The 18,995-nt window shown below is 71.1% G+C and carries 14 protein-coding genes, 1 tRNA gene and 1 pseudogene; 10 read left to right on the top strand and 6 right to left on the bottom strand.

Annotation, left to right across the window (positions count from 1 at the left end):
- Positions 1 to 281 precede the first annotated feature (281 nt).
- A complete protein-coding gene (locus AB8Z75_RS15500) occupies positions 282 to 599 on the bottom strand; it encodes an Lsr2 family protein (RefSeq protein ID WP_114013907.1) in 318 nt (105 codons plus the stop codon).
- 439 nt (positions 600 to 1,038) lie between these two features.
- On the opposite strand from AB8Z75_RS15500, the gene purS reads away from it, so the two are divergent.
- The 6 genes from purS to purM all read left to right on the top strand — a co-directional run bounded on the left by purS (position 1,039) and on the right by purM (position 8,436).
- Positions 1,039 to 1,344 (top strand): phosphoribosylformylglycinamidine synthase subunit PurS, encoded by a 306-nt coding sequence (gene purS, locus AB8Z75_RS15495; protein WP_369202254.1) that lies wholly within the window; start codon positions 1,039 to 1,041, stop codon positions 1,342 to 1,344.
- On the top strand, positions 1,341 to 2,018 hold the full coding sequence (gene purQ, locus AB8Z75_RS15490; RefSeq protein WP_369202252.1) for a phosphoribosylformylglycinamidine synthase subunit PurQ: 678 nt from the start codon (positions 1,341 to 1,343) through the stop codon (positions 2,016 to 2,018). Before purS ends, purQ begins: the two co-directional genes overlap by 4 nt.
- Positions 2,015 to 4,306 (top strand): phosphoribosylformylglycinamidine synthase subunit PurL, encoded by a 2,292-nt coding sequence (gene purL, locus AB8Z75_RS15485; RefSeq protein WP_369202251.1) that lies wholly within the window; start codon positions 2,015 to 2,017, stop codon positions 4,304 to 4,306. The genes purQ and purL overlap by 4 nt, the downstream gene beginning before the upstream one ends.
- Before the next feature lie 147 nt (positions 4,307 to 4,453).
- Entirely contained in the window at positions 4,454 to 5,284 is an 831-nt protein-coding gene (locus AB8Z75_RS15480; RefSeq protein WP_369202250.1) for a sterol carrier family protein, read from the top strand.
- Positions 5,285 to 5,572: 288 nt separating this feature from the next.
- Positions 5,573 to 7,123 (top strand): amidophosphoribosyltransferase, encoded by a 1,551-nt coding sequence (gene purF, locus AB8Z75_RS15475; RefSeq protein WP_369202248.1) that lies wholly within the window; start codon positions 5,573 to 5,575, stop codon positions 7,121 to 7,123.
- Between the two features lie 245 nt (positions 7,124 to 7,368).
- The gene (gene purM, locus AB8Z75_RS15470) at positions 7,369 to 8,436 is read left to right on the top strand and encodes a phosphoribosylformylglycinamidine cyclo-ligase (protein WP_369202246.1); all 1,068 of its coding nucleotides are present in this window, start codon (positions 7,369 to 7,371) and stop codon (positions 8,434 to 8,436) included.
- 78 nt (positions 8,437 to 8,514) lie between these two features.
- Here purM and AB8Z75_RS15465 read toward each other — a convergent pair whose 3' ends face one another.
- Both AB8Z75_RS15465 and AB8Z75_RS15460 read right to left on the bottom strand, forming a co-directional pair.
- Complete coding sequence (locus tag AB8Z75_RS15465) at positions 8,515 to 8,772, bottom strand: DUF3073 domain-containing protein (protein WP_114013914.1); 258 nt, start codon at positions 8,770 to 8,772, stop codon at positions 8,515 to 8,517.
- Positions 8,773 to 9,076: 304 nt separating this feature from the next.
- Positions 9,077 to 10,099: a Leu/Phe/Val dehydrogenase gene (locus AB8Z75_RS15460; RefSeq protein WP_369202258.1), complete on the bottom strand. Its 1,023-nt coding sequence runs from the start codon at positions 10,097 to 10,099 to the stop codon at positions 9,077 to 9,079.
- A gap of 322 nt (positions 10,100 to 10,421) precedes the next feature.
- On the opposite strand from AB8Z75_RS15460, the gene AB8Z75_RS15455 reads away from it, so the two are divergent.
- Positions 10,422 to 11,297, top strand: a complete 876-nt coding sequence (locus tag AB8Z75_RS15455; protein ID WP_369202244.1) for a hypothetical protein — start codon at positions 10,422 to 10,424, stop codon at positions 11,295 to 11,297.
- A gap of 535 nt (positions 11,298 to 11,832) precedes the next feature.
- Positions 11,833 to 12,039, top strand: coding sequence for a developmental transcriptional regulator BldC (bldC, locus tag AB8Z75_RS15450; RefSeq protein ID WP_003949541.1), 207 nt, complete (start codon positions 11,833 to 11,835; stop codon positions 12,037 to 12,039).
- Between the two features lie 434 nt (positions 12,040 to 12,473).
- Here bldC and AB8Z75_RS15445 read toward each other — a convergent pair whose 3' ends face one another.
- The 3 genes from AB8Z75_RS15445 to hrpA all read right to left on the bottom strand — a co-directional run bounded on the left by AB8Z75_RS15445 (position 12,474) and on the right by hrpA (position 17,395).
- Positions 12,474 to 12,644, bottom strand: a complete 171-nt coding sequence (locus AB8Z75_RS15445; RefSeq protein WP_369202242.1) for a DUF6274 family protein — start codon at positions 12,642 to 12,644, stop codon at positions 12,474 to 12,476.
- A 402-nt stretch (positions 12,645 to 13,046) separates the two neighbouring features.
- Positions 13,047 to 13,121: transfer RNA gene (locus AB8Z75_RS15440), tRNA-Asp, on the bottom strand.
- Positions 13,122 to 13,186: 65 nt separating this feature from the next.
- Positions 13,187 to 17,395 (bottom strand): ATP-dependent RNA helicase HrpA, encoded by a 4,209-nt coding sequence (gene hrpA, locus AB8Z75_RS15435; RefSeq protein ID WP_369202240.1) that lies wholly within the window; start codon positions 17,393 to 17,395, stop codon positions 13,187 to 13,189.
- A gap of 250 nt (positions 17,396 to 17,645) precedes the next feature.
- On the opposite strand from hrpA, the gene AB8Z75_RS15430 reads away from it, so the two are divergent.
- Both AB8Z75_RS15430 and AB8Z75_RS15425 read left to right on the top strand, forming a co-directional pair.
- Positions 17,646 to 18,263, top strand: coding sequence for a vancomycin high temperature exclusion protein (locus AB8Z75_RS15430; protein ID WP_369202256.1), 618 nt, complete (start codon positions 17,646 to 17,648; stop codon positions 18,261 to 18,263).
- Positions 18,264 to 18,460: 197 nt separating this feature from the next.
- A pseudogene (locus AB8Z75_RS15425) lies at positions 18,461 to 18,995 on the top strand (hypothetical protein); the annotation flags it as partial.

Here is an 18,995-nt window from a genome sequence, read left to right as displayed (position 1 = left end):
GAGGTACGGCCCCCAACCCGGGGGCGCGGCCCCAACCCGGGGGCACGGCCTCCAGCCCGGGGCACGGCCCCGAACCGGGGGCGCGGCCTCCAGCCCGGGGCACGGACCCAAACCGGGGGCGCGGCCCCCAGCTCGGAGTGCGGCCGTCACCCGCAGGCGCAACCGTCACCCGCAGGCGCAACCGTCACGCGCAGGCGCGGCCGTCACCGCGGGGGTGCGGCCTCAAGGGGTGGGCCGGCCGTCGGGGAACGGCCGGCCCGTGGCGTGCGCCGGCGGCGACGTCACCGTGCGGCGTGGAACGCCTCGTAGACCTTCTTCGGGATGCGGCCCCGCGCCGGTACGTCGAAGCCGTTCGACTCGGCCCAGGCGCGCACCGCGCGCGGGTCGGGGTCGATGGAGGTGCGCCGGTAGGCCTTGCCGGACTTCGCCCGCTTGCGCCCCGCCTCGACGAAGGGCGCGAGCTCGGTGCGGAGCCGCTTCGCGTTGTCGGGGTTCAGGTCGATCTCGTAGGTTTTGCCGTCGAGTCCGAAGGTGACCGTCTCCGCCGCTTCTCCGCCGTCGATGTCATCGGAGAGCATCACCACTACGCGTTGTGCCACGGATATCGGTCCTTCCCTCAGGATCGCGAAAGGGGTCGCCCGGCTTTCCCCGGGCGGTGGCGACCGGGGCGTCCCGCCGTGTGGCGGTGTGGGGGCGAGCCCGGATAGGAGACGGGTTCTTATTCAGTTGGGGGCTGTGCGCCGACGCGCTCGGCGACGGGTGTGCGCACAAAGGTTGCGGTCGGCACACAAACATTATGGCCCGGAATTCGGATCGGGTTCCGGCCGCAATCGGGACCCTACTTTTTTCCGCTCGGTTTTCCCAGTGCTTCGCGAAGTCCTGCCAGGATCGTCACGTGGATCTTCGTGAAGTACCCGGAAGAACCCCCGGGGGGCCGGGTTCGGACTCCCGCGCGGACTCCCGGCATATCAACGCGCGTAGATTCTCGTGCCGGGTACGCTGGCCAGCGCAGCGCCCCGCTAAGCACTAGGAGTACCTGTGGCTCGCGTCGTCGTCGACGTCATGCTGAAGCCGGAGATTCTCGACCCCCAGGGACAGGCGGTGCAGCGCGCACTGCCTCGCCTGGGCTTCGAGGGGATCTCCGATGTCCGCCAGGGCAAGCGCTTCGAGCTCGAAGTGGAGGGCCCCGTCGACGGGAGCGCCCTCGCCCGTATCCGTGAACTCGCCGAGACGTTCCTGGCCAACACCGTGATCGAGGACTTCACGGTGAAGGTCAGGGAGACCGACGGCACCGAACGCGCCGTCGCCGGTACGGACGTCCCGTCCGAAGGAGCCCCGGCGTGACCACCCGTATCGGCGTCGTCACCTTTCCGGGTTCTCTCGACGACAGCGACGCGCGCCGCGCGATCGGCCTCGCGGGTGGGGAACCCGTGGCGCTGTGGCACCGTGACAAGGACCTGCACCAGGTCGACGCGGTGGTGCTGCCGGGCGGATTCAGTTACGGCGACTATCTGCGGTGCGGCGCAATTGCCCGCTTCTCGCCCGTCATGGCGACGGTGATCGAACAGGCGAAGGCCGGAATGCCGGTGCTCGGCATCTGCAACGGTTTCCAGGTCCTGTGCGAATCCCACCTGCTCCCGGGCGCGTTGACCCGCAACGACCACCTGCACTTCGTCTGCCGTGACCAGCGCCTGCGCGTCGAGAACGCCGACACGGCGTGGACGTCGGACTACGCGCGCGGCCAGGAGATCACCGTTCCGCTCAAGAACGGCGAGGGCGGCTTCGTCGCCGACGAGCGCACCCTGGACGAACTGGAGGCCGAAGGCCGCGTGGTCTTCCGTTATCTGGACGGCAACCCCAACGGTTCCCGCCGCGACATCGCCGGAATCACCAACGAGGCCGGGAACGTGGTCGGTCTCATGCCGCACCCCGAGCACGCCGTCGAGGCCCTGACGGGGCCGACCACCGACGGGCTCGGGTTCTTCACCTCGGCCGTCAAGAAGCTGGTCACCTCATGAGCGCCCCCCTGGACACCGTCAAGCACGCGGAACAGACCCCCGAGACCGACCTTCCCTGGGCGGAACTCGGCCTCAAGGAGGACGAGTACGCCCGCATCCGCGGCATCCTCGGCCGCCGCCCCACCGGCGCCGAACTGGCGATGTACTCGGTGATGTGGTCCGAGCACTGCTCCTACAAGAGCAGCAAGGTGCACCTGCGGCAGTTCGGCGAGAAGGCGCCGACGGAGGGTCCCGGCGCCGAGGCCATGCTCGTCGGTATCGGCGAACAGGCCGGTGTCGTGGACGTCGGCCAGGGCTACGCGGTCACCTTCAAGGTCGAGTCGCACAACCACCCCTCGTACGTGGAGCCGTACCAGGGGGCGGCCACCGGCATCGGCGGCATCGTCCGCGACATCATCGCCATGGGCGCCCGCCCGGTCGCCGTCATGGACCCGCTGCGCTTCGGCGCGGCCGACCACCCCGACACCAAGCGCGTCCTGCCGGGCGTCGTCGCGGGCATCGGCGGCTACGGCAACTGCCTCGGGCTGCCCAACATCGGCGGCGAGGTCGTCTTCGACGCCTGCTACCAGGGGAACCCGCTGGTCAACGCCCTGTGCGTGGGCGTGATGAAGCACGAGGACATCCACCTCGCGAAGGCCGCGGGCACCGGCAACAAGGTCATCCTCTACGGCGCCCGCACCGGCGGCGACGGCATCGGCGGCGCCTCCATCCTGGCGTCCGAGACCTTCGATTCCGCGTCCGACAGCGGCTCCGCCACGGGCAAGCCCTCCAAGCGTCCCGCCGTGCAGGTCGGCGACCCCTTCCAGGAGAAGCTGCTCATCGAGTGCACCCTGGAGGCCTTCCACGCCGACCTCGTCGTCGGCATCCAGGACCTCGGCGCGGCCGGTCTGTCCTGCGCGACCAGCGAGCTGGCCTCCAACGGCTCCGGCGGCATGCGTGTCGAGCTGGACGACGTGCCGCTGCGCGACTCCTCGCTCTCCCCCGAGGAGATCCTGATGAGCGAGTCGCAGGAGCGCATGTGCGCCGTGGTCGAACCCGACAAGGTGGAGCGCTTCCTCGCGATCTGCGAGAAGTGGGAGGTCACCGCCACGGTCGTCGGTGAGGTCACCGACGGCGACCGGCTGGAGATCTTCTGGCACGGCGAGAAGATCGTTGACGTCGACCCGAAGACCGTCGCCCACGAGGGCCCCGTCTACGAGCGCCCCTACGCCCGCCCCGCCTGGCAGGACGAGCTCCAGGCCGACGACCCGGCCAAGCTGCCCCGTCCGGCGAACGGCGACGAACTGCGCGCCGCGGCGCTCGCCCTGGTCTCCTCTCCGAACCAGGCCGCCAAGTCCTGGATCACCGACCAGTACGACCGGTACGTCCTCGGCGGCACGGTCCTCGCGCAGCCCGAGGACAGCGGCATGATCCGCATCGACGCGGAGACCGGTCTCGGCGTCGCCGTCTCCACCGACGGCAACAGCCGCTACGCCAAACTCGACCCGTACGAGGGAGCGCGGCTCGCGCTGGCCGAGTCGTACCGGAACGTGGCCGCCACCGGGGCCCGGCCGCTCGCCGTCACCGACTGCCTCAACTTCGGCTCGCCCGAGGACCCGGCCGCCATGTGGCAGTTCGCCGAGGCCGCCCGCGGCCTCGCCGACGCCTGCCTGGAGCTGGGCACGCCGGTGACCGGCGGCAACGTCTCGCTCTACAACCAGACGGGTGAGGCCGCCATCCACCCCACGCCGGTCGTCGGCGTCCTCGGTGTCATCGACGACGTCGCGCGCCGTACCCCGATGGCGTTCCGCGAGGAGGGCCACCTGATCTACCTGCTCGGCGAGACCCGCGAGGAGCTGGGCGGTTCAGCGTGGTCCCAGGTCGCCCACGGGCACCTGGGCGGACGCCCGCCCAGGGCCGACCTGGAGCGGGAGCGGCTGCTGGCGGACATCCTCATCTCCGCGTCGCGCGACGGCATGGCGGACGCCGCCCACGACATCTCCGACGGCGGCGTCATCCAGGCCCTCGCCGAGTCCTGCCTCAAGGGCGGGCGCGGAGCGCGCATCGTCGTGCCCGACGGGCTCGACCCCTTCGTCTTCCTCTTCTCCGAGTCGCAGGGGCGGGCGCTGGTGGCGGTTCCGCGCAGCGAGGAGCTGCGCTTCTCCGACATGTGCGCGGCGCGGGGGCTGCCCGCGGCGCGGGTGGGCGTCGTCGACGGCGACGCTCTCGAGGTGCAGGGGCACTTCGCGCTCCCGCTGGCGGAGCTGCGCCGCACCCACGAGGGCACCCTCCCCAAGCTGTTCGCCTGAGCGACCCTCTTCCCGGGGATCCGCCCCGCACACCCCGGCCGGCGAGGCCGCGGGGTGCGGGGCGGAGCCGTCGTGCGTGGGGGCGGGCCGGTTTCGGACCGGAGGGGCTGCCMWSRSGGCSSKGCSGGTGCGGCTAGTCTCCGGAACATGCCGCCCACCCCCTCCGGAAGAGACCGGCGTACGTACGACCCGAACCGCACCCGCAGGGCCCTCATCAATCAGGTGGAGGCCCTCACGGACGCCGCACACCGCCTGACTCCGGCTCAGCACGCCCTCCCGTCCGGGTTGCCCGGATGGGATGTGCACCACCTGCTGGTGCACCTCGCCCAGCAGATCGACGCGGTCCCCCGCCTCCTGGGCAGGCCGGAGGCGGACGTTTCCGCCCAGGCGCCCTCCGCGCCGGCACCGCAGGTGTCGCTGTCGCGGTGGGCCCTGTCCACGGCGGGCTGCGCCGAGCGGTGGGACGCGGCGGCCCGCGAGGAGGCGGCGCTGGTCGAGGACGGTCCGGCCCGTGTGGACCAGGCCGTCGCCGATCTGGAGCCGGTCATCGAGTCGGCGGTACGGGAGGATCTGCTGGTCCCCGCTGCGGCCGGGCCGATGCGGATGTTGGACTTCACGGTCTCCCGGCTGGTCGAACTGGTGGTGCACGGCGACGATCTGGCGCGGGCCACCGGGGTCCGCGTCTCGTTGGACCGGCAGGCGACGGCGGCCACCGTCCGGGTGCTCGCCGACGCGTTGGCCGCCAAGGCGCCGGGCGGTGCGGTCGAGGTGCGGGTGCCGCCCTTCGCTGTCGTGCAGGCGGTGGAGGGCCCTCGGCACACCCGCGGCACCCCGCCGAACGTGGTCGAGACCGACCCGTTGTCGTGGATCCGGCTGGCGACGGGCCGGCTGGCCTGGGCGGAGGCGCTGGAGGGCGGCCGGCTGCGGGCCGGCGGTGAGCGTTCCGACCTGTCGGGTGTGCTGCCCGTACTGGGGTGACCCGCGCGCGGCCGTGCGGAGCGGGAGAAGGCGCAGTGGGGTATCTCACCAGCGCGCGGGCCGGTCCGGGTGCCGGGCGCGGGGCCGGAACGGCGGGGAAGCGGCACCCAAGGCCGCCGCCGGCCCGTGCGCGGCTACGGGAAGCGGCGCGACGGCTACCGTACGTCTCCGTCGGGGCGGTCGGCGGCGGGCGTGTGACAGTCCGCGCCCTCGCCGTCAAGACCCGTGCCGTTCCGCGGGGTGTTCCCCGGTTCGGCGGAGTCCGGGCGCTGGCCTAGACTCGAAGACGTGCCACGTGGTGACGGAAAGCTCAGCCACGACCTCCTCCCCGGCGAGAAGGGCCCCCAGGACGCCTGCGGCGTCTTCGGTGTCTGGGCGCCCGGTGAAGAGGTCGCGAAGCTCACGTATTTCGGCCTGTACGCCCTGCAACACCGCGGTCAGGAGTCCGCGGGTATCGCGGTGAGCAACGGCTCCCAGATCCTGGTCTTCAAGGACATGGGGCTGGTCTCACAGGTCTTCGACGAAACTTCCCTAGGTTCTTTGCGCGGCCACATCGCCGTGGGTCACGCGCGCTACTCGACGACCGGCGCCTCGGTGTGGGAGAACGCCCAGCCGACCTTCCGCGCCACCGCTCACGGCTCGATCGCCCTGGGCCACAACGGCAACCTGGTCAACACCGCTCAGCTGGCGGAGCTGGTCGCCAAGCAGGCCTCGATGGGCAACGGCCGCGCCACGCAGGTGGCGGCGACCAACGACACCGACCTGGTCACGGCCCTGTTGGCGGGCCAGACCGACGACGGGGGCAGGCCGCTCACCGTCGAGGAGGCGGCGCCGCTCGTGCTGCCCCAGGTGCGGGGCGCGTTCTCGATGGTCTTCATGGACGAGAACACGCTGTACGCGGCGCGGGACCCGCAGGGCGTCAGGCCGCTGGTCCTGGGCCGGCTGGAGCGCGGCTGGGTCGTGGCGAGCGAGACGTCGGCGCTCGACATCGTCGGTGCCAGCTTCATCCGGGAGATCGAGCCGGGTGAGCTCGTCGCCATCGACGAGGACGGGCTGCGCAGTTCACGTTTTGCCGAGGCAAAGCCGCGGGGCTGTGTGTTCGAGTACGTCTACCTGGCGCGCCCCGACACGGACATCGCGGGGCGCAACGTCTATCTGTCGCGCGTCGAGATGGGCCGCAAACTGGCGGCCGAGGCCCCCGCGGACGCCGACCTGGTGATACCGACTCCGGAGTCGGGCACGCCCGCGGCGGTCGGATACGCCGAGGCGAGCGGCATTCCCTACGGCTCCGGGCTGGTCAAGAACTCGTACGTGGGCCGCACCTTCATCCAGCCCTCGCAGACCATCCGGCAGTTGGGCATCCGGCTCAAGCTGAACCCGCTGAAGGAAGTCATCCGCGGCAAGCGGCTGGTCGTCGTGGACGACTCGATCGTGCGCGGCAACACCCAGCGCGCGCTCGTGCGGATGCTGCGCGAGGCCGGGGCCGCCGAGGTGCACGTGCGGATCTCCTCGCCGCCGATCAAGTGGCCGTGCTTCTTCGGTATCGACTTCGCCACCCGGGCCGAACTGATCGCCAACGGGCTGTCGACCGAGGAGATCGGCAAGTCGCTGGGGGCCGATTCGCTCGCCTACATCTCGATCGACGGCATGACCGACGCGACGACCATCCCGAAGCGGGACCTGTGCCGGGCGTGTTTCGACGGGGAGTATCCGATGGAACTCCCCGATCCTGAGCTGCTCGGGAAGCACCTGTTGGAGGCCGAGGCCTCGGCCGATGTCGACGGCGTCGGCACGCTGGCCTCCGGGGTGGGCGCCGCGGACGCCCTGAAGCGCCCGTAACCGTTCCGGCCCCTGCCCTCCCCTGCTCACCGTTTCCGCGGGTCGCCGCCCCCCGTCACCGATATGGCTTCGCTCGTCCGCAGGCTCCCCGGGCTCCGTTCCGGGGGCACCCCCCCCGGGCGCAGTCCGGGGGCGCGTGCGGACCGGCGGACCGGGCGCAGAGCCCTGGGAAACGGTGAAAGGGCGGGGCGGGGGCGAAGGCACCGCCGTCAGCTCCCCTGCACGTAAAGGACGTACACGTACCGATGACAAACACTGAAGGCGCCAGCTACGCCGACGCCGGGGTCGACATCGAGGCGGGCGACCGCGCGGTGACGCTGATGAAGGAGTGGGTCTCCAAGACGCAGCGGCCCGAGTCGGTCGGCTCGCTGGGCGGCTTCGCCGGGCTCTTCGACGCGTCGCGGCTCAAGGAGTACGCCCGCCCGCTGCTGGCCTCGGCCACGGACGGGGTGGGCACCAAGGTGGCCCTGGCGCAGCGGATGGACGTGCACGACACGATCGGGCACGACCTGGTGGCGATGGTCGTGGACGACCTGGTGGTCTGCGGCGCGGAGCCGCTGTTCATGACGGACTACATCTGCGTGGGCAGGGTCGTCCCCGAGCGGGTGGCCCAGATCGTGAAGGGGATCGCCGAGGGGTGCGTGCTCGCGGGCTGCTCGCTGGTGGGCGGCGAGACGGCGGAGCACCCGGGGCTGCTCGGCCCCGACGAGTACGACGTGGCGGGCGCGGGCACGGGCGTGGTGGAGGCCGACGCCGTGCTGGGCCCGGATCGTATCCGTTCGGGGGACGCCGTGGTGGCGATGGCGTCCTCGGGTCTTCACTCGAACGGGTACTCGCTGGTGCGGCACGTGGTGTTCGACCGGGCCGGCTGGACGCTGGAGCGCCAGGTGCCCGAGTTCGGCCGCACGCTCGGCGAGGAGCTGCTGGAGCCCACGAAGATCTACTCGCTGGACTGCCTGGAGCTGGCTCGGACGAGCGAGGTGCACGCGTTCTCGCACGTGACGGGCGGCGGGCTCGCCAGCAACCTGGCCCGCGTGGTCCCCGACGAGCTGCACGCACGGGTGGACCGGGCGACGTGGGCTCCCGGTGCGGTCTTCGACGTGGTCGGCGGCGCGGGAAAGGTCGCGCGGGCCGAGCTGGAGAAGACGCTGAACATGGGAGTCGGCATGATCGCCGTCGTGCCGCAGGGGTCCGTCGACGCGACGCTGGCGACGCTGGGCGAGCGCGGCGTGGACGCGTGGGTCGCCGGCGAGATCTCCGAGCGGGGTGACCGCGAGGAGGCCGTCACTCTGACGGGTGACTATGCGCGCTGACGTCTGCACGGCACGTCAGAACCCGGTCCGGCGGGAGCCGGACCGGGTCTGTACCGGTGATGAACGTCAGGCTGAACGTCAGGCGCCGCGGCGCTTCGACTGGTGGTCGGACGACTCGGGCGAGCCGTTGTCGTCCTCCTCCTGGTCGTCGTACAGATCCGCGTACCGTGCGTACGGGTCCTGCTCATCGTCTTCGAAAGGGTCGCCGTTCGGCGACTCGTTCGATGTCGATGCGCCCAGCTCCTCGGCCAGGCGCGAGAGGTCTGTCCCGCCAGTGTTGTACTTCAGCTGGCGGGCGACCTTCGTCTGCTTGGCCTTGGCCCGGCCGCGCCCCATGGCTCGACCCCCTCAACGACGGGGCTCGACGGCCCCAGAGTCTTGACACGCGTTCATGGTTCATAGCGGCCTCTCGGGGGAGAGACCGGTGCTCAGGGCTTCAACGGTACCTGCTTCCGCCGCCGTACGGTACGTCGCCCGCACGACACGGCCGCCGTCCGACGCGCCCGTTGACCGTCCTGGTGCTGGTCAGTGCTGATTTTACCTTCCTGGAGCGGAGAGACCCGCCGCGGGGTGGTGAGACCACTGTCACGGATCCCTCCGCCGCTGTTCACGCGGTGCTGATCGGGCGCTTACGCGGCTGTCACAGGCCCATGCGCTGTTCGGCGAGCCGGTCGGCGGCGGCGGCCGGCGGCACGCCGTCCGCCGCGGCGCGGTCGAAGATCGCCTTCGTGGTGTCGAGGATCTGCGTCGCCTTTGCCTTCGCACGTGTGAAGTCGAAGCCGTTGAACTCGTCCGCGACCTGGATGACGCCGCCCGCGTTCACCACGTAGTCGGGCGCGTAGAGGATGCCGCGGTCGGCCAGGTCCTTCTCCACCCCGGGATGGGCGAGCTGGTTGTTGGCGGCACCGCAGACGATCTTGGCGGTCAGCGCCGCGACGGTCTCGTCGTCCAGCGCGCCGCCGAGAGCGCAGGGCGCGTACAGATCCAGGCCCTCGGTCCGCAGCAGGTCCCAGGTGTCCGCCACCGCGCTCAGGGGCGCGCCGGGGTGCGCCGCCAGCACCGCGCGCACGGACTCCTCGCGCACGTCCGTGACCACGACCCGGGCGCCGTCCTGCAGCAAGTGGTCGACCAGGTGCTTGCCGACCTTGCCGACGCCGGCGACACCGACGAGCCTGCCGCGCAGCGTGGGGGCGCCCCACAGGTGCTGGGCGCTGGCCCGCATGCCCTGGAAGACGCCGAAGGCGGTGAGGACGGACGAGTCGCCCGCGCCCCCGTTCTCGGGCGAGCGTCCCGTGGTCCAGCGGCACTCCTGGGCCACCACGTCCATGTCCTGCACGTAGGTGCCCACGTCACAGGCTGTGACGTAGCGTCCGCCAAGGGAGGCCACGAAGCGCCCGTAGGCGCGCAGCAGCGCCTCGCTCTTGAGCTGCTCGGGGTCGCCGATGATCACGGCCTTGCCGCCACCGTGGTCGAGCCCGGCCAGCGCGTTCTTGTACGACATGCCGCGCGCGAGGTTGAGCGCGTCGAGCACCGCGGCCTGTTCGGGATCGGCCGAGCCCGCGTAGGCGTGGAAGCGGGTGCCGCCCAGGGCAGGGCCGAGCGCGGTGGAGTGCAGCGCGATGACGGCCTTGAGACCGCTGGGGCGGTCCTGGCAGAGCAGCACCTGCTCGTGACCGCCCTGGTCGGAGTGGAAGAGGGTGGCGGTGACCGGGTTCCCCGCGGGGAGGCCGGCCGGAACGCTTGCAGAAGGTGATACCTCGATCACGGTAGTGACTCCTGGAATCGCGTCGTAGCCCTCGCACGGGGGGCCGCTTGTGGCGGTCGGTGCCCCTGCGGGGCCGGTCCGCAAGCAGCGTACGACCCCCGCGCCCCGGGCACGTTGCGGTCCCACGATCGGGGTAGTCAACTGTCTTCCAGATGCGTCCCACAACGCATCCGGGCCGCTCATCAGGGGCGGACGGTTCGTCAGAGCTTGGAGGCAGTGCGTGGCTGAGAAAGCGCCGGTCATCGTCCCGTACGCGGCGTACCTGCGGGTCTATGAACCGCTGGCCGCCTTTCCCGAGCCGGAGCGCTCGCACTGGATCGCGTATGCGAAGGCGGAGCGCTTTCCGACCGCGCAGGACGAAATCCGCCGCGCCCTGGCCGACTTGGTGCCCGTGCCGCCCGTGGTGGTGCCGGTGCGGGAGAGCGCCGAGGCGTTCGTGACGGACGTGGACGGCGTGACGTGCGTGTGCCCCTGGCGCACCCGGCTGCGCGGCTGGCAGGCCCTCAGCGCCCTGACCCAGGCCGCGGGCAACCGCGAACTCGACCTGCCGCAGACGGTGCTGGACGCGGCGCTGCCCCCGGTCGTGCGCCGCCAGGCCGTGGCCGACTACGAGCAGTGGCGGGAGGGCAACCCGGACGCCCGCCCGTGGATCCGTACCGCGCTGTGGCATGTGCCCGTGCGGTGGTTCGTTCTTTTCGTCGACGAAGAAAGGGAGTTTGCGAAGCCGGAATCGGGTCAGGAGAGCGGACAGCAGTTCGTTCTCCGCTATCGCACTCCCATGGTGGAGGCGAGGCGTCGCCTCGCCCGCGGCCTGAAGGTGCTTCGCGAAGAGCTGGAGGAGGGGCCGCTCATCGAAGGACTGATCGACGTGGGCCGCTGGCTGGAGGAGTTCCATCCGCGGTCCCTCGTCGAACTGGACTACGGCGGGCTGGCCCACGCGATCCCCGAGGACCAGCTCGCGGGAGACCACTCCGCCGCCGACGTCACGGAGGGCCTGACCGCGCTGCGCGCCGGCGACGGCGAGCGGGCGGGCGCGGCGTACGAACGGCTGACGGAGCGCTGGAGGGCGATCCGGCGGCTCCAGTACGCGAACTGAGGCACCACCCACCCCGCCGTACAGGGGGAGGGCTGTACTCCGGGCCCTCTCCCGGCGCCGGCCAGGAGCCCGCGCAGGCGAGGGGAGGAGTGGGACCTACGTCCCGAACCGGGTCTTTGCCTCAAGCGTGATGGATTGCACTTAAACGGGTCTTGCTCTCAGAGCTATCCCTCGTGTCAAAATAGGACAAGGAGTTCGCACGGGACTCCTTCCGCCCAACTATGGGTGGATACATCGGTATTGCGCTCCTTGGTGGGTCTGGTGACCCCTGCTCCCGTTGTGACTGATTGTCATGGTGGGATGACTGTCCGCTATAGGACGGTCCATCGGCTTCCGCCGAGGTTGAACACCTGAGAGGGCAATTCCATCGGTTTGGCCGACGTGGCTGGACAGATGGTGTAGTTGTAGTGCCGAGGACAAGCCGTTCGTCCTATAACCGACTCGGCTCGCGTCCGCCATATCGGGCAACGCGGGTCAAGGTGCAGAATTTAGAGGAAAGAACCGTGATGGTTCGGTTCTCCCGAGGAGGCCGCTCATGACCGCTCGCACCCCTGATGCCGAGCCGCTGTTGACCCCGGCTGAGGTTGCCACGATGTTCCGCGTGGACCCCAAGACGGTCACGCGCTGGGCAAAGGCGGGCAAGCTCACGTCCATCCGCACGCTCGGAGGACACCGCCGCTACCGCGAGGCGGAGGTTCGCGCCCTGCTGGCGGGTATCCCGCAGCAGCGCAGCGAGGCCTGATCAGGCTTCTGACCAGGCACGACAGCACCATATAAGGGCATTTTTCGGGGCCCCCTCCCCGAAGTACCGCCCCTCAGCACCACCAGGCACATCAGGCCAGGCCGCTGCCCCAACAGCGCTTCGCCGTCGATCGCGCTGGACTCCGCCGGGTCCAGCGCGATCTTTTTTGTGCCCCGACCCCGCTGCCGGTGGGGGTTGCTGCGCGCTGCTGAGCGGTTTTGGGGCGCTCGCCGAGGGTGCCGTGAGGGCTCCCCGGGCGGCGGACCACTCCGGGATGGGGAGGCAGTGCAATTGCACATATTAAATTGAGGCTGCCTGAGGGACCCTCATGTTCCCGATGAGTACGCCCAAGTTGAGTGACTCCCGCCACACCTGGCGGGTCTTGAGATGATCGGCGCCGATGCGATATTGCGCCAACGGGAGGGCGGGGCCCGTCACTTGCCCCCGCGGTGAGCCGTGCGCGGGGACGCCAACGCCAGCCGCAGCAGCCGATGGCAGTGCGGGCAGTGCCGGGTCGCGTGCCGCCGGCGCTCCGCGCCGGCCAGATGCGTCCGCAAGAGCGCCCGCGCCTCTCGCCGGACCGCGTCGCCGAACCCCGCAGCCATCACGTCACCTCCACGGCTAGGAGTACCCACGGAGCAGGTGGCCGTCAACACGGTTGACTCGTTCGGCTACGGACGATTCCCACGGCGGCACCGGGCACCGCGGCTCCTGGAGCCGCGGTGCCTGCGTGGAGCCGAGCCGCGCGGTTCGAGGGGGGCGAGCCGCGCGGCCTGCCGGGGGGCGAGCCGTACGGCCTGCGGGGAGCCATGGGTGTCGCGGGAACGGAAGACTCGCGGGGCGGGAGAGCCCGGGAGGCGGGAGAGCCTCGGGGAGCGGAAGAGTCCCGGGACGGGAGAGTCGCGGGACGGGAGAGCCTCGGGGTCGGAGGAGTCGCGGGGGCGGAAGAGTCCCGGGAACGCGAAGAGGGCCCGGGTAACCACCGTTACCCGGGCCCTCATGGAGTGCGGTCCTGACGGGATTTGAACCCGCGGCCTCCACCTTGACAGGGTGGCGAGCACTCCAAACTGCTCCACAGGACCTCGCGAGATGGAACTCTACAGCAGCCCTGCCCCGCGAAGCGAACTCACTCTCTGCGTACACATGCTCACGGAGCGGCGGCGTCGACGGCCTTCACGATCCGCTTGTCCGAGACCGGATAGGCCGTGCCCAGGGCGTGCGCGAAGTAGCTGACGCGCAGCTCCTCCAGCATCCAGCGGATGTCACGCGCCGCCTGCGGCACCGGGCGGCCCGGCGGGAACTGCTCCAGCAGCCACAGGTACTCGTCCCGCATCTCGTGCACCTTCGCCATCCGGGTGCGGTCCCGTTCGACGTTGTGCGGGAGCTGCTGGAGGCGCCGGTCGGCGGCGACGAGGTAGCGCATCAGATCGGGCAGCCGGCCGGCGCCGTGCTCGGTCACGAAACCGGGCTTGACCAGGTCGGCGAGCTGCCCGCGCACATCGGCCACCGAATCGGCCAGTACCGGGCTGGTCGTCGCCCGCAGCCGGCCCTCGCACGAGTGCCAGGCCGCCAGCACCTCCTGCACCTGGCGCACTGTCCGCAGTGTGGCGTCGACCAGGTCGGCCCGTACGGCGTCGAACAGCTTGCGGAACGACTCCTCGTCCCAGGCGGGGCCGCCACGGCCCGCGACCAGTTGGTCGACGGTCGCCGCGACACAGTCCTCGAACAGGGCCTGCACGCTGCCGTGGGGGGAGCGGGACAGCGCCAGCTTCTGCCGGTTGTCCAGCTTCGACTGGGCGAACTTCGCCGGATCGGAGGGGAGGTTGAGCAGGATGAGGCGCCTGGTGCCGCGCCACATGGCGGCGCGCTGCTCCGCCTCCGTGTCGTACAGCCGTACCCCGACCGAGCCGCCCTCGTCGGCGAGCGCCGGATAGGCCTTGACCGGCTGGCCCGCGCGCCGCGTCTCGAACGTGCGGGGCAGGCTGCCGAGCGTCCAGCTCGTCAGTCCTGAGCGCTGGAAGGAGGGGGCCGGTGCGGCGGCTGCCGCGTCCGCGCCGGACTCCGGGCCCCCGGGGGTCCCCCCGGCGCCCTGAGCGGCCTTGCGGGCCTTCTTGTGCGCCGCCCGCGCCGAGGAGTCGAACGCCCTGGAGATCGCCGTCTGCGTCTGCGACCTGAGCTGGACCTGGAGCCGCTCGACGTCCTTGCTCTCCGCCAGCTTGCGGCGCCGCTCGTCCGTCACCCGAAAGGTGATCTTGAGGTGGTCGGGGACCTTCGACCAGTCGAAGTCCTGGGCCGCGACCGGCACCCCGACCATCCGCTTGAGCTCCCGCGCCAGCGTGTACGTGAGCGGCTCCTGCCCCGGTACGGCCCGGCGCAGGAACTCCTGGGCGAAGTTCGGCGCGGGCACGTAGTGGCGGCGGATCGCCTTGGGCAGCGACCGGATCAGCTCGGTGACCAGGTCCTCGCGCAACCCCGGGATCTGCCAGTCGAAGCCCTCCGAGGTGACCTGGTTGAGCACCTGCAGCGGCACGTGGACGGTCACACCGTCGGCGTCCGCGCCCGGCTCGAACTGGTACGTCACCGGGAGCGCCAGACCGCCCTGCCGCCACACGTCCGGGTAGTCGGAGGCGGAGATCTCCTCGGCGCGGTCGCTGATGAGCATCGACTTCTCGAAGTTGAGCAGGTCGGGCTCGTCGCGCCGCTTCTTCTTCCACCACGCGTCGAAATGCGCGCCGGAGACGACGTGTTCGGGCACGCGCTGGTCGTAGAAGTCGTACAGCGTCTCGTCGTCGACGAGGATGCCGCGGCGCCGCGCCCGGTGCTCCAGCTCCTCCACCTCGTCGAGCAGCTTGCGGTTCTCGTGGAAGAACTGGTGGTGGGTGCGCCAGTCGCCCTCCACCAACGCGTTGCGCAGGAACAGGTCGCGCGAGGTCTCCGGATCGATCCGGCCGTAGCTGACCTTCCGCTGCGCGACGATCGGCACCCCGTAGAGCGTCACCCGCTCGTACGCCACCACCGCCGCCTGCTTCTGCTCCCAGTGCGGTTCGCTGTACGTGCGCTTCACCAGGTGCTGGGCCAGCGGCTCGATCCACTCGGGGTCGATCTTCGCGTTGACCCGCGCCCACAGCCGCGAGGTCTCCACCAGCTCCGCCGACATCACCCAGCGCGGCGGCTTCTTGAACAGCGCGGAGCCGGGGAAGACCGCGAACTTGGCGCTGCGGGCGCCCAAGTACTCGTTCTTCTCGGTGTCCTTGAGGCCGATGTGCGACAACAGGCCGGCCAGCAGCGACTGGTGCACGGCGTCCGGCGACGGCTCGCTGCCGTCAGAACCGCCCGGCTCGGCGAGCCGGATGCGCATCGTCTTCGCGACCTGCCGCAGCTGGCTGTAGATGTCCTGCCACTCGCGTATCCGCAGGTAGTTGAGGAACTCGGACTTGCACAGCCGGCGGAAGGCGGACGAGGACAGCTCCCGCTGCTGCTCCCGCACGTAGCGCCACAGGTTCAGAAACGCGAGGAAGTCGCTCGTCTCGTCTTTGAAGCGGGCGTGCTGCTGGTCGGCCTGCTGCTGCTTGTCGGCGGGGCGCTCGCGCGGGTCCTGGATGGAGAGCGCTGCCGCGATCACCATCACCTCGTGGGCGCAGCCGTTCCGGTCGGCCTCCAGCACCATGCGGGCCAGCCGCGGGTCGACGGGCAGTTGGGCGAGGCTGCGGCCCGTCTTCGTCAGCTTCCGCACCTGCGTCTGCTGTGTCTGCTCCGCCTGCTGTGCTTGCTGCGCTTGCGGGGTTTGCTGGGCTTGCCGTGTTTGCGGTGCCTGCTGTGCTTGCGGGGCCTGCTGGGCCTGCTGTGTCCGCAGGGCTTGCCGGGTCTCCAGCGCGCCCAGCTCCTCCAGCAGCTGCACGCCCGCCTTGATGGAGCGGTGGTCCGGAGGGTCGATGAAGGGGAACTTCTCGATGTCGCCGAGCCCGGCGGCCGTCATCTGGAGAATGACCGAGGCCAGGTTGGTGCGCAGGATCTCCGGATCGGTGAACTCCGGCCGGGAGACGAAGTCCTCCTCCGAGTACAGCCTGATGCAGATGCCCTCGGACGTACGACCCGAACGCCCCTTGCGCTGGTTGGCGCTCGCCTGGCTGACCGGCTCGATCGGCAGCCGCTGCACCTTGGTGCGGTGGCTGTAGCGAGAGATGCGGGCCGTACCCGGATCGATGACGTACTTGATGCCGGGCACCGTCAGCGACGTCTCCGCCACGTTGGTGGCCAGCACGACGCGGCGCCCGGTGTGCGCCTGGAAGACCCGGTGCTGCTCCTGATGCGACAACCGCGCGTACAGGGGCAGGATCTCCACGTCGGCACGGCCCGGTTGGTGCCCCTGGGCCCGTCTGAACTTCTTCTCCAGCGCGTCCGCCGTGTCGCGGATCTCCCGCTCCCCCGAGAGGAACACCAGGATGTCGCCGGGGCCCTCGGCGTGCAGCTCGTCCACCGCGTCCGAGATCGCGGTGACCTGATCCCGGTCGGGGGCCTCGGAATCCTCCTCCAGGAGCGGCCGGTAGCGCACCTCCACCGGATACGTGCGACCGCTGACCTCCACGATCGGCGCGTCCCCGAAGTGCCGGGAGAAACGCTCCGGATCGATCGTCGCCGACGTGATGACGACCTTCAGATCCGGCCGCTTGGGCAACAGCTGCGCCAGATAGCCCAGCAGGAAATCGATGTTGAGCGAGCGCTCGTGCGCCTCGTCGATGATGATCGTGTCGTACTGGCGCAGCTCGCGGTCCTGCTGGATCTCCGCCAGCAGGATGCCGTCCGTCATCAGCTTGACCAGCGTGTGGTCCTTCACCTGGTCGGTGAAGCGCACCTTCCAGCCGACGGCCTCGCCCAGCTGCGACCCCAGCTCCTCGGCCACCCGCTCGGCGACCGTACGCGCCGCGATCCGACGCGGCTGCGTGTGACCGATCACCCCGTGGATGCCGCGGCCCAGCTCCATGCAGATCTTCGGGATCTGCGTCGTCTTGCCGGAGCCCGTCTCGCCCGCCACGATCACCACCTGGTGGTCGCGGACGGCCTCGAGGATCGCGTCCTTCTTCTGGCTGACCGGCAGCTGCTCGGGATAGGTGATCCGCGGGACCGCCTCGCGGCGGGCGGCCACCCGCAGCTCGGAGGCGTCCATCGCGGCGGAGATCTCCGCGAGAACGGCCGCGCGGGCCTCTTCCTTGCGGATCTTGCGGGCACCCGCCAGCCGACGGGCCAGCCGGTGCTGGTCGGCGAGCAGGAGAGCGGGGAGGCGAGCCGTCAGCTCGCGCGGCGTCGCCGCCTGCTGCCGTGCCGCCGGCTCGTGCGGGGAGGGAGTGGGAGTCGACATACCGTGCTCCAGGATCTCACCCCCGGGGACGGTATGGCGAACAGTTTGCCCGCGCCAAGGGGCGGGAACCGATGTGCGGCCCTTCGCGTCGCCGACTGCGTACCCAGGAGGGGCCAGGGACGGGAGGGGAACCGAGGTGGCGGAGGGGGAAGCAGGAAAAGCCGCAGAGGTGAGGGAGACGGACGCTCCCACCCGGTCCGGACGAGGCGCCACGCGGCGCGGGCGCGACCTCGCGCGCCGCAGGCGCTGGGTGAGAGGAGCCGTCTGCGCCTGCGTGCTCGCGCTGCTGCCCGCGACATGGGTGCGGTTGTCCACCGAGGGCCGCACCGCGACGGTGTCCGCGGCGCCCCGCGCCCCGGTGGCCCTGGTGTTCGGCGCGGGGCTGTGGGACGGTGCGCCGTCCCCGTACCTGGCGCACCGCCTCGACACGGCGGTGGATCTGTACCGGGCGGGCAAGGTCCGCGCTCTCCTCGTCTCGGGCGACAACAGCCGACGTGACTACGACGAGCCCGGCGCGATGCGCGACTACCTCGCCGAGCGCGGCGTTCCCGCCTCCCGCATCGTCGCGGACCACGCCGGCTTCGACACCTGGGACTCCTGCACCCGCGCGGCCCGCGTGTTCGGAGTGCACCGGGCCCTGCTGGTGAGCCAGGACTACCACGTGCGCCGGGCCACCGCGCTGTGCCGGGCGGCGGGGATCGACTCGTGGGGCGTTCCGGTGCGGGAGCCGCACGATGCGACCTGGTACGCGGGCGGCCTGCGCGAACTGCCCGGCGCGGTGAAAGCAGCCGCCGACGCCGCCCTGCGCCCCGACCCCCACTTCCTGGGGCCCCGCGAACCAGGAGTCCGCCGCGCCCTCGCCACCTGACGGGAGATGCCTCGCCTTCTCCGGTCCGTAAGCACCTCGCCATCCCGGCAGGCGCCTCGTCCCCTCCCGTAGGCGGCGCCGCGCGCGCCAGGTGCTGCACCGGAGCGCTGCGGGGATCCCTTCACCGAGTGGTGCTCGCGGAAGCCGCGCGGAGGGAGACCGGTCCTGTGGGGGAGCGGCACCGTTATGGTGGCGGCATGAGCGGTGGCGGGCAGACAGCACGGGTGCGGCGGGTTGCCGCCGTGCTCGGCGGCCCGCTGCTCGTCCTGATGGCCGGGCTGCTGCTCGGCCTGTGCGGGCCCGCTTCAGCTTCCGCTTCCGCTCCCGCTTCCGCGCCCGTCGGGGGAGCGTCTGACTCCAGCGGGGCGCCGACTTCCGGCGGGGCGCCGGTTTCCAGCGGGGCGGCTGCTTCCAGTGGGGCGTCGGCTTCCGGCGGGGCGGCTGCTGCCAGCGGGGCGCCGGTTTCCAGCGGGGCGCCGGTTTCCGGCGGGGCGGTCTCGTACGACTCCCCACGTCGCGCTGCCCTTCCCGACGACCACCTCGTCACGGACGACGCGGGGTCCTCGCGCTGCCACAAGTCGCAGGGCGAGGGCAGCGGGCTTCCGGCCGCGCCCTCCACGACGGCGCAGCAGACGCTTCCCCTCGCGCTCCCTGTCTGCCCCACACCCGAGTCGCACGCCGCGATCGGAGCGGCGCACGAGCGGCCCCCCGTGCGCGGTCCCGCTCCCGCAC

Origin of the sequence: Streptomyces sp. PU-14G (assembly GCF_041028275.1) — a bacterium.
Lineage (GTDB): Bacteria > Actinomycetota > Actinomycetes > Streptomycetales > Streptomycetaceae > Streptomyces.
This window is presented reverse-complemented; position numbering and strand designations above follow the sequence as displayed.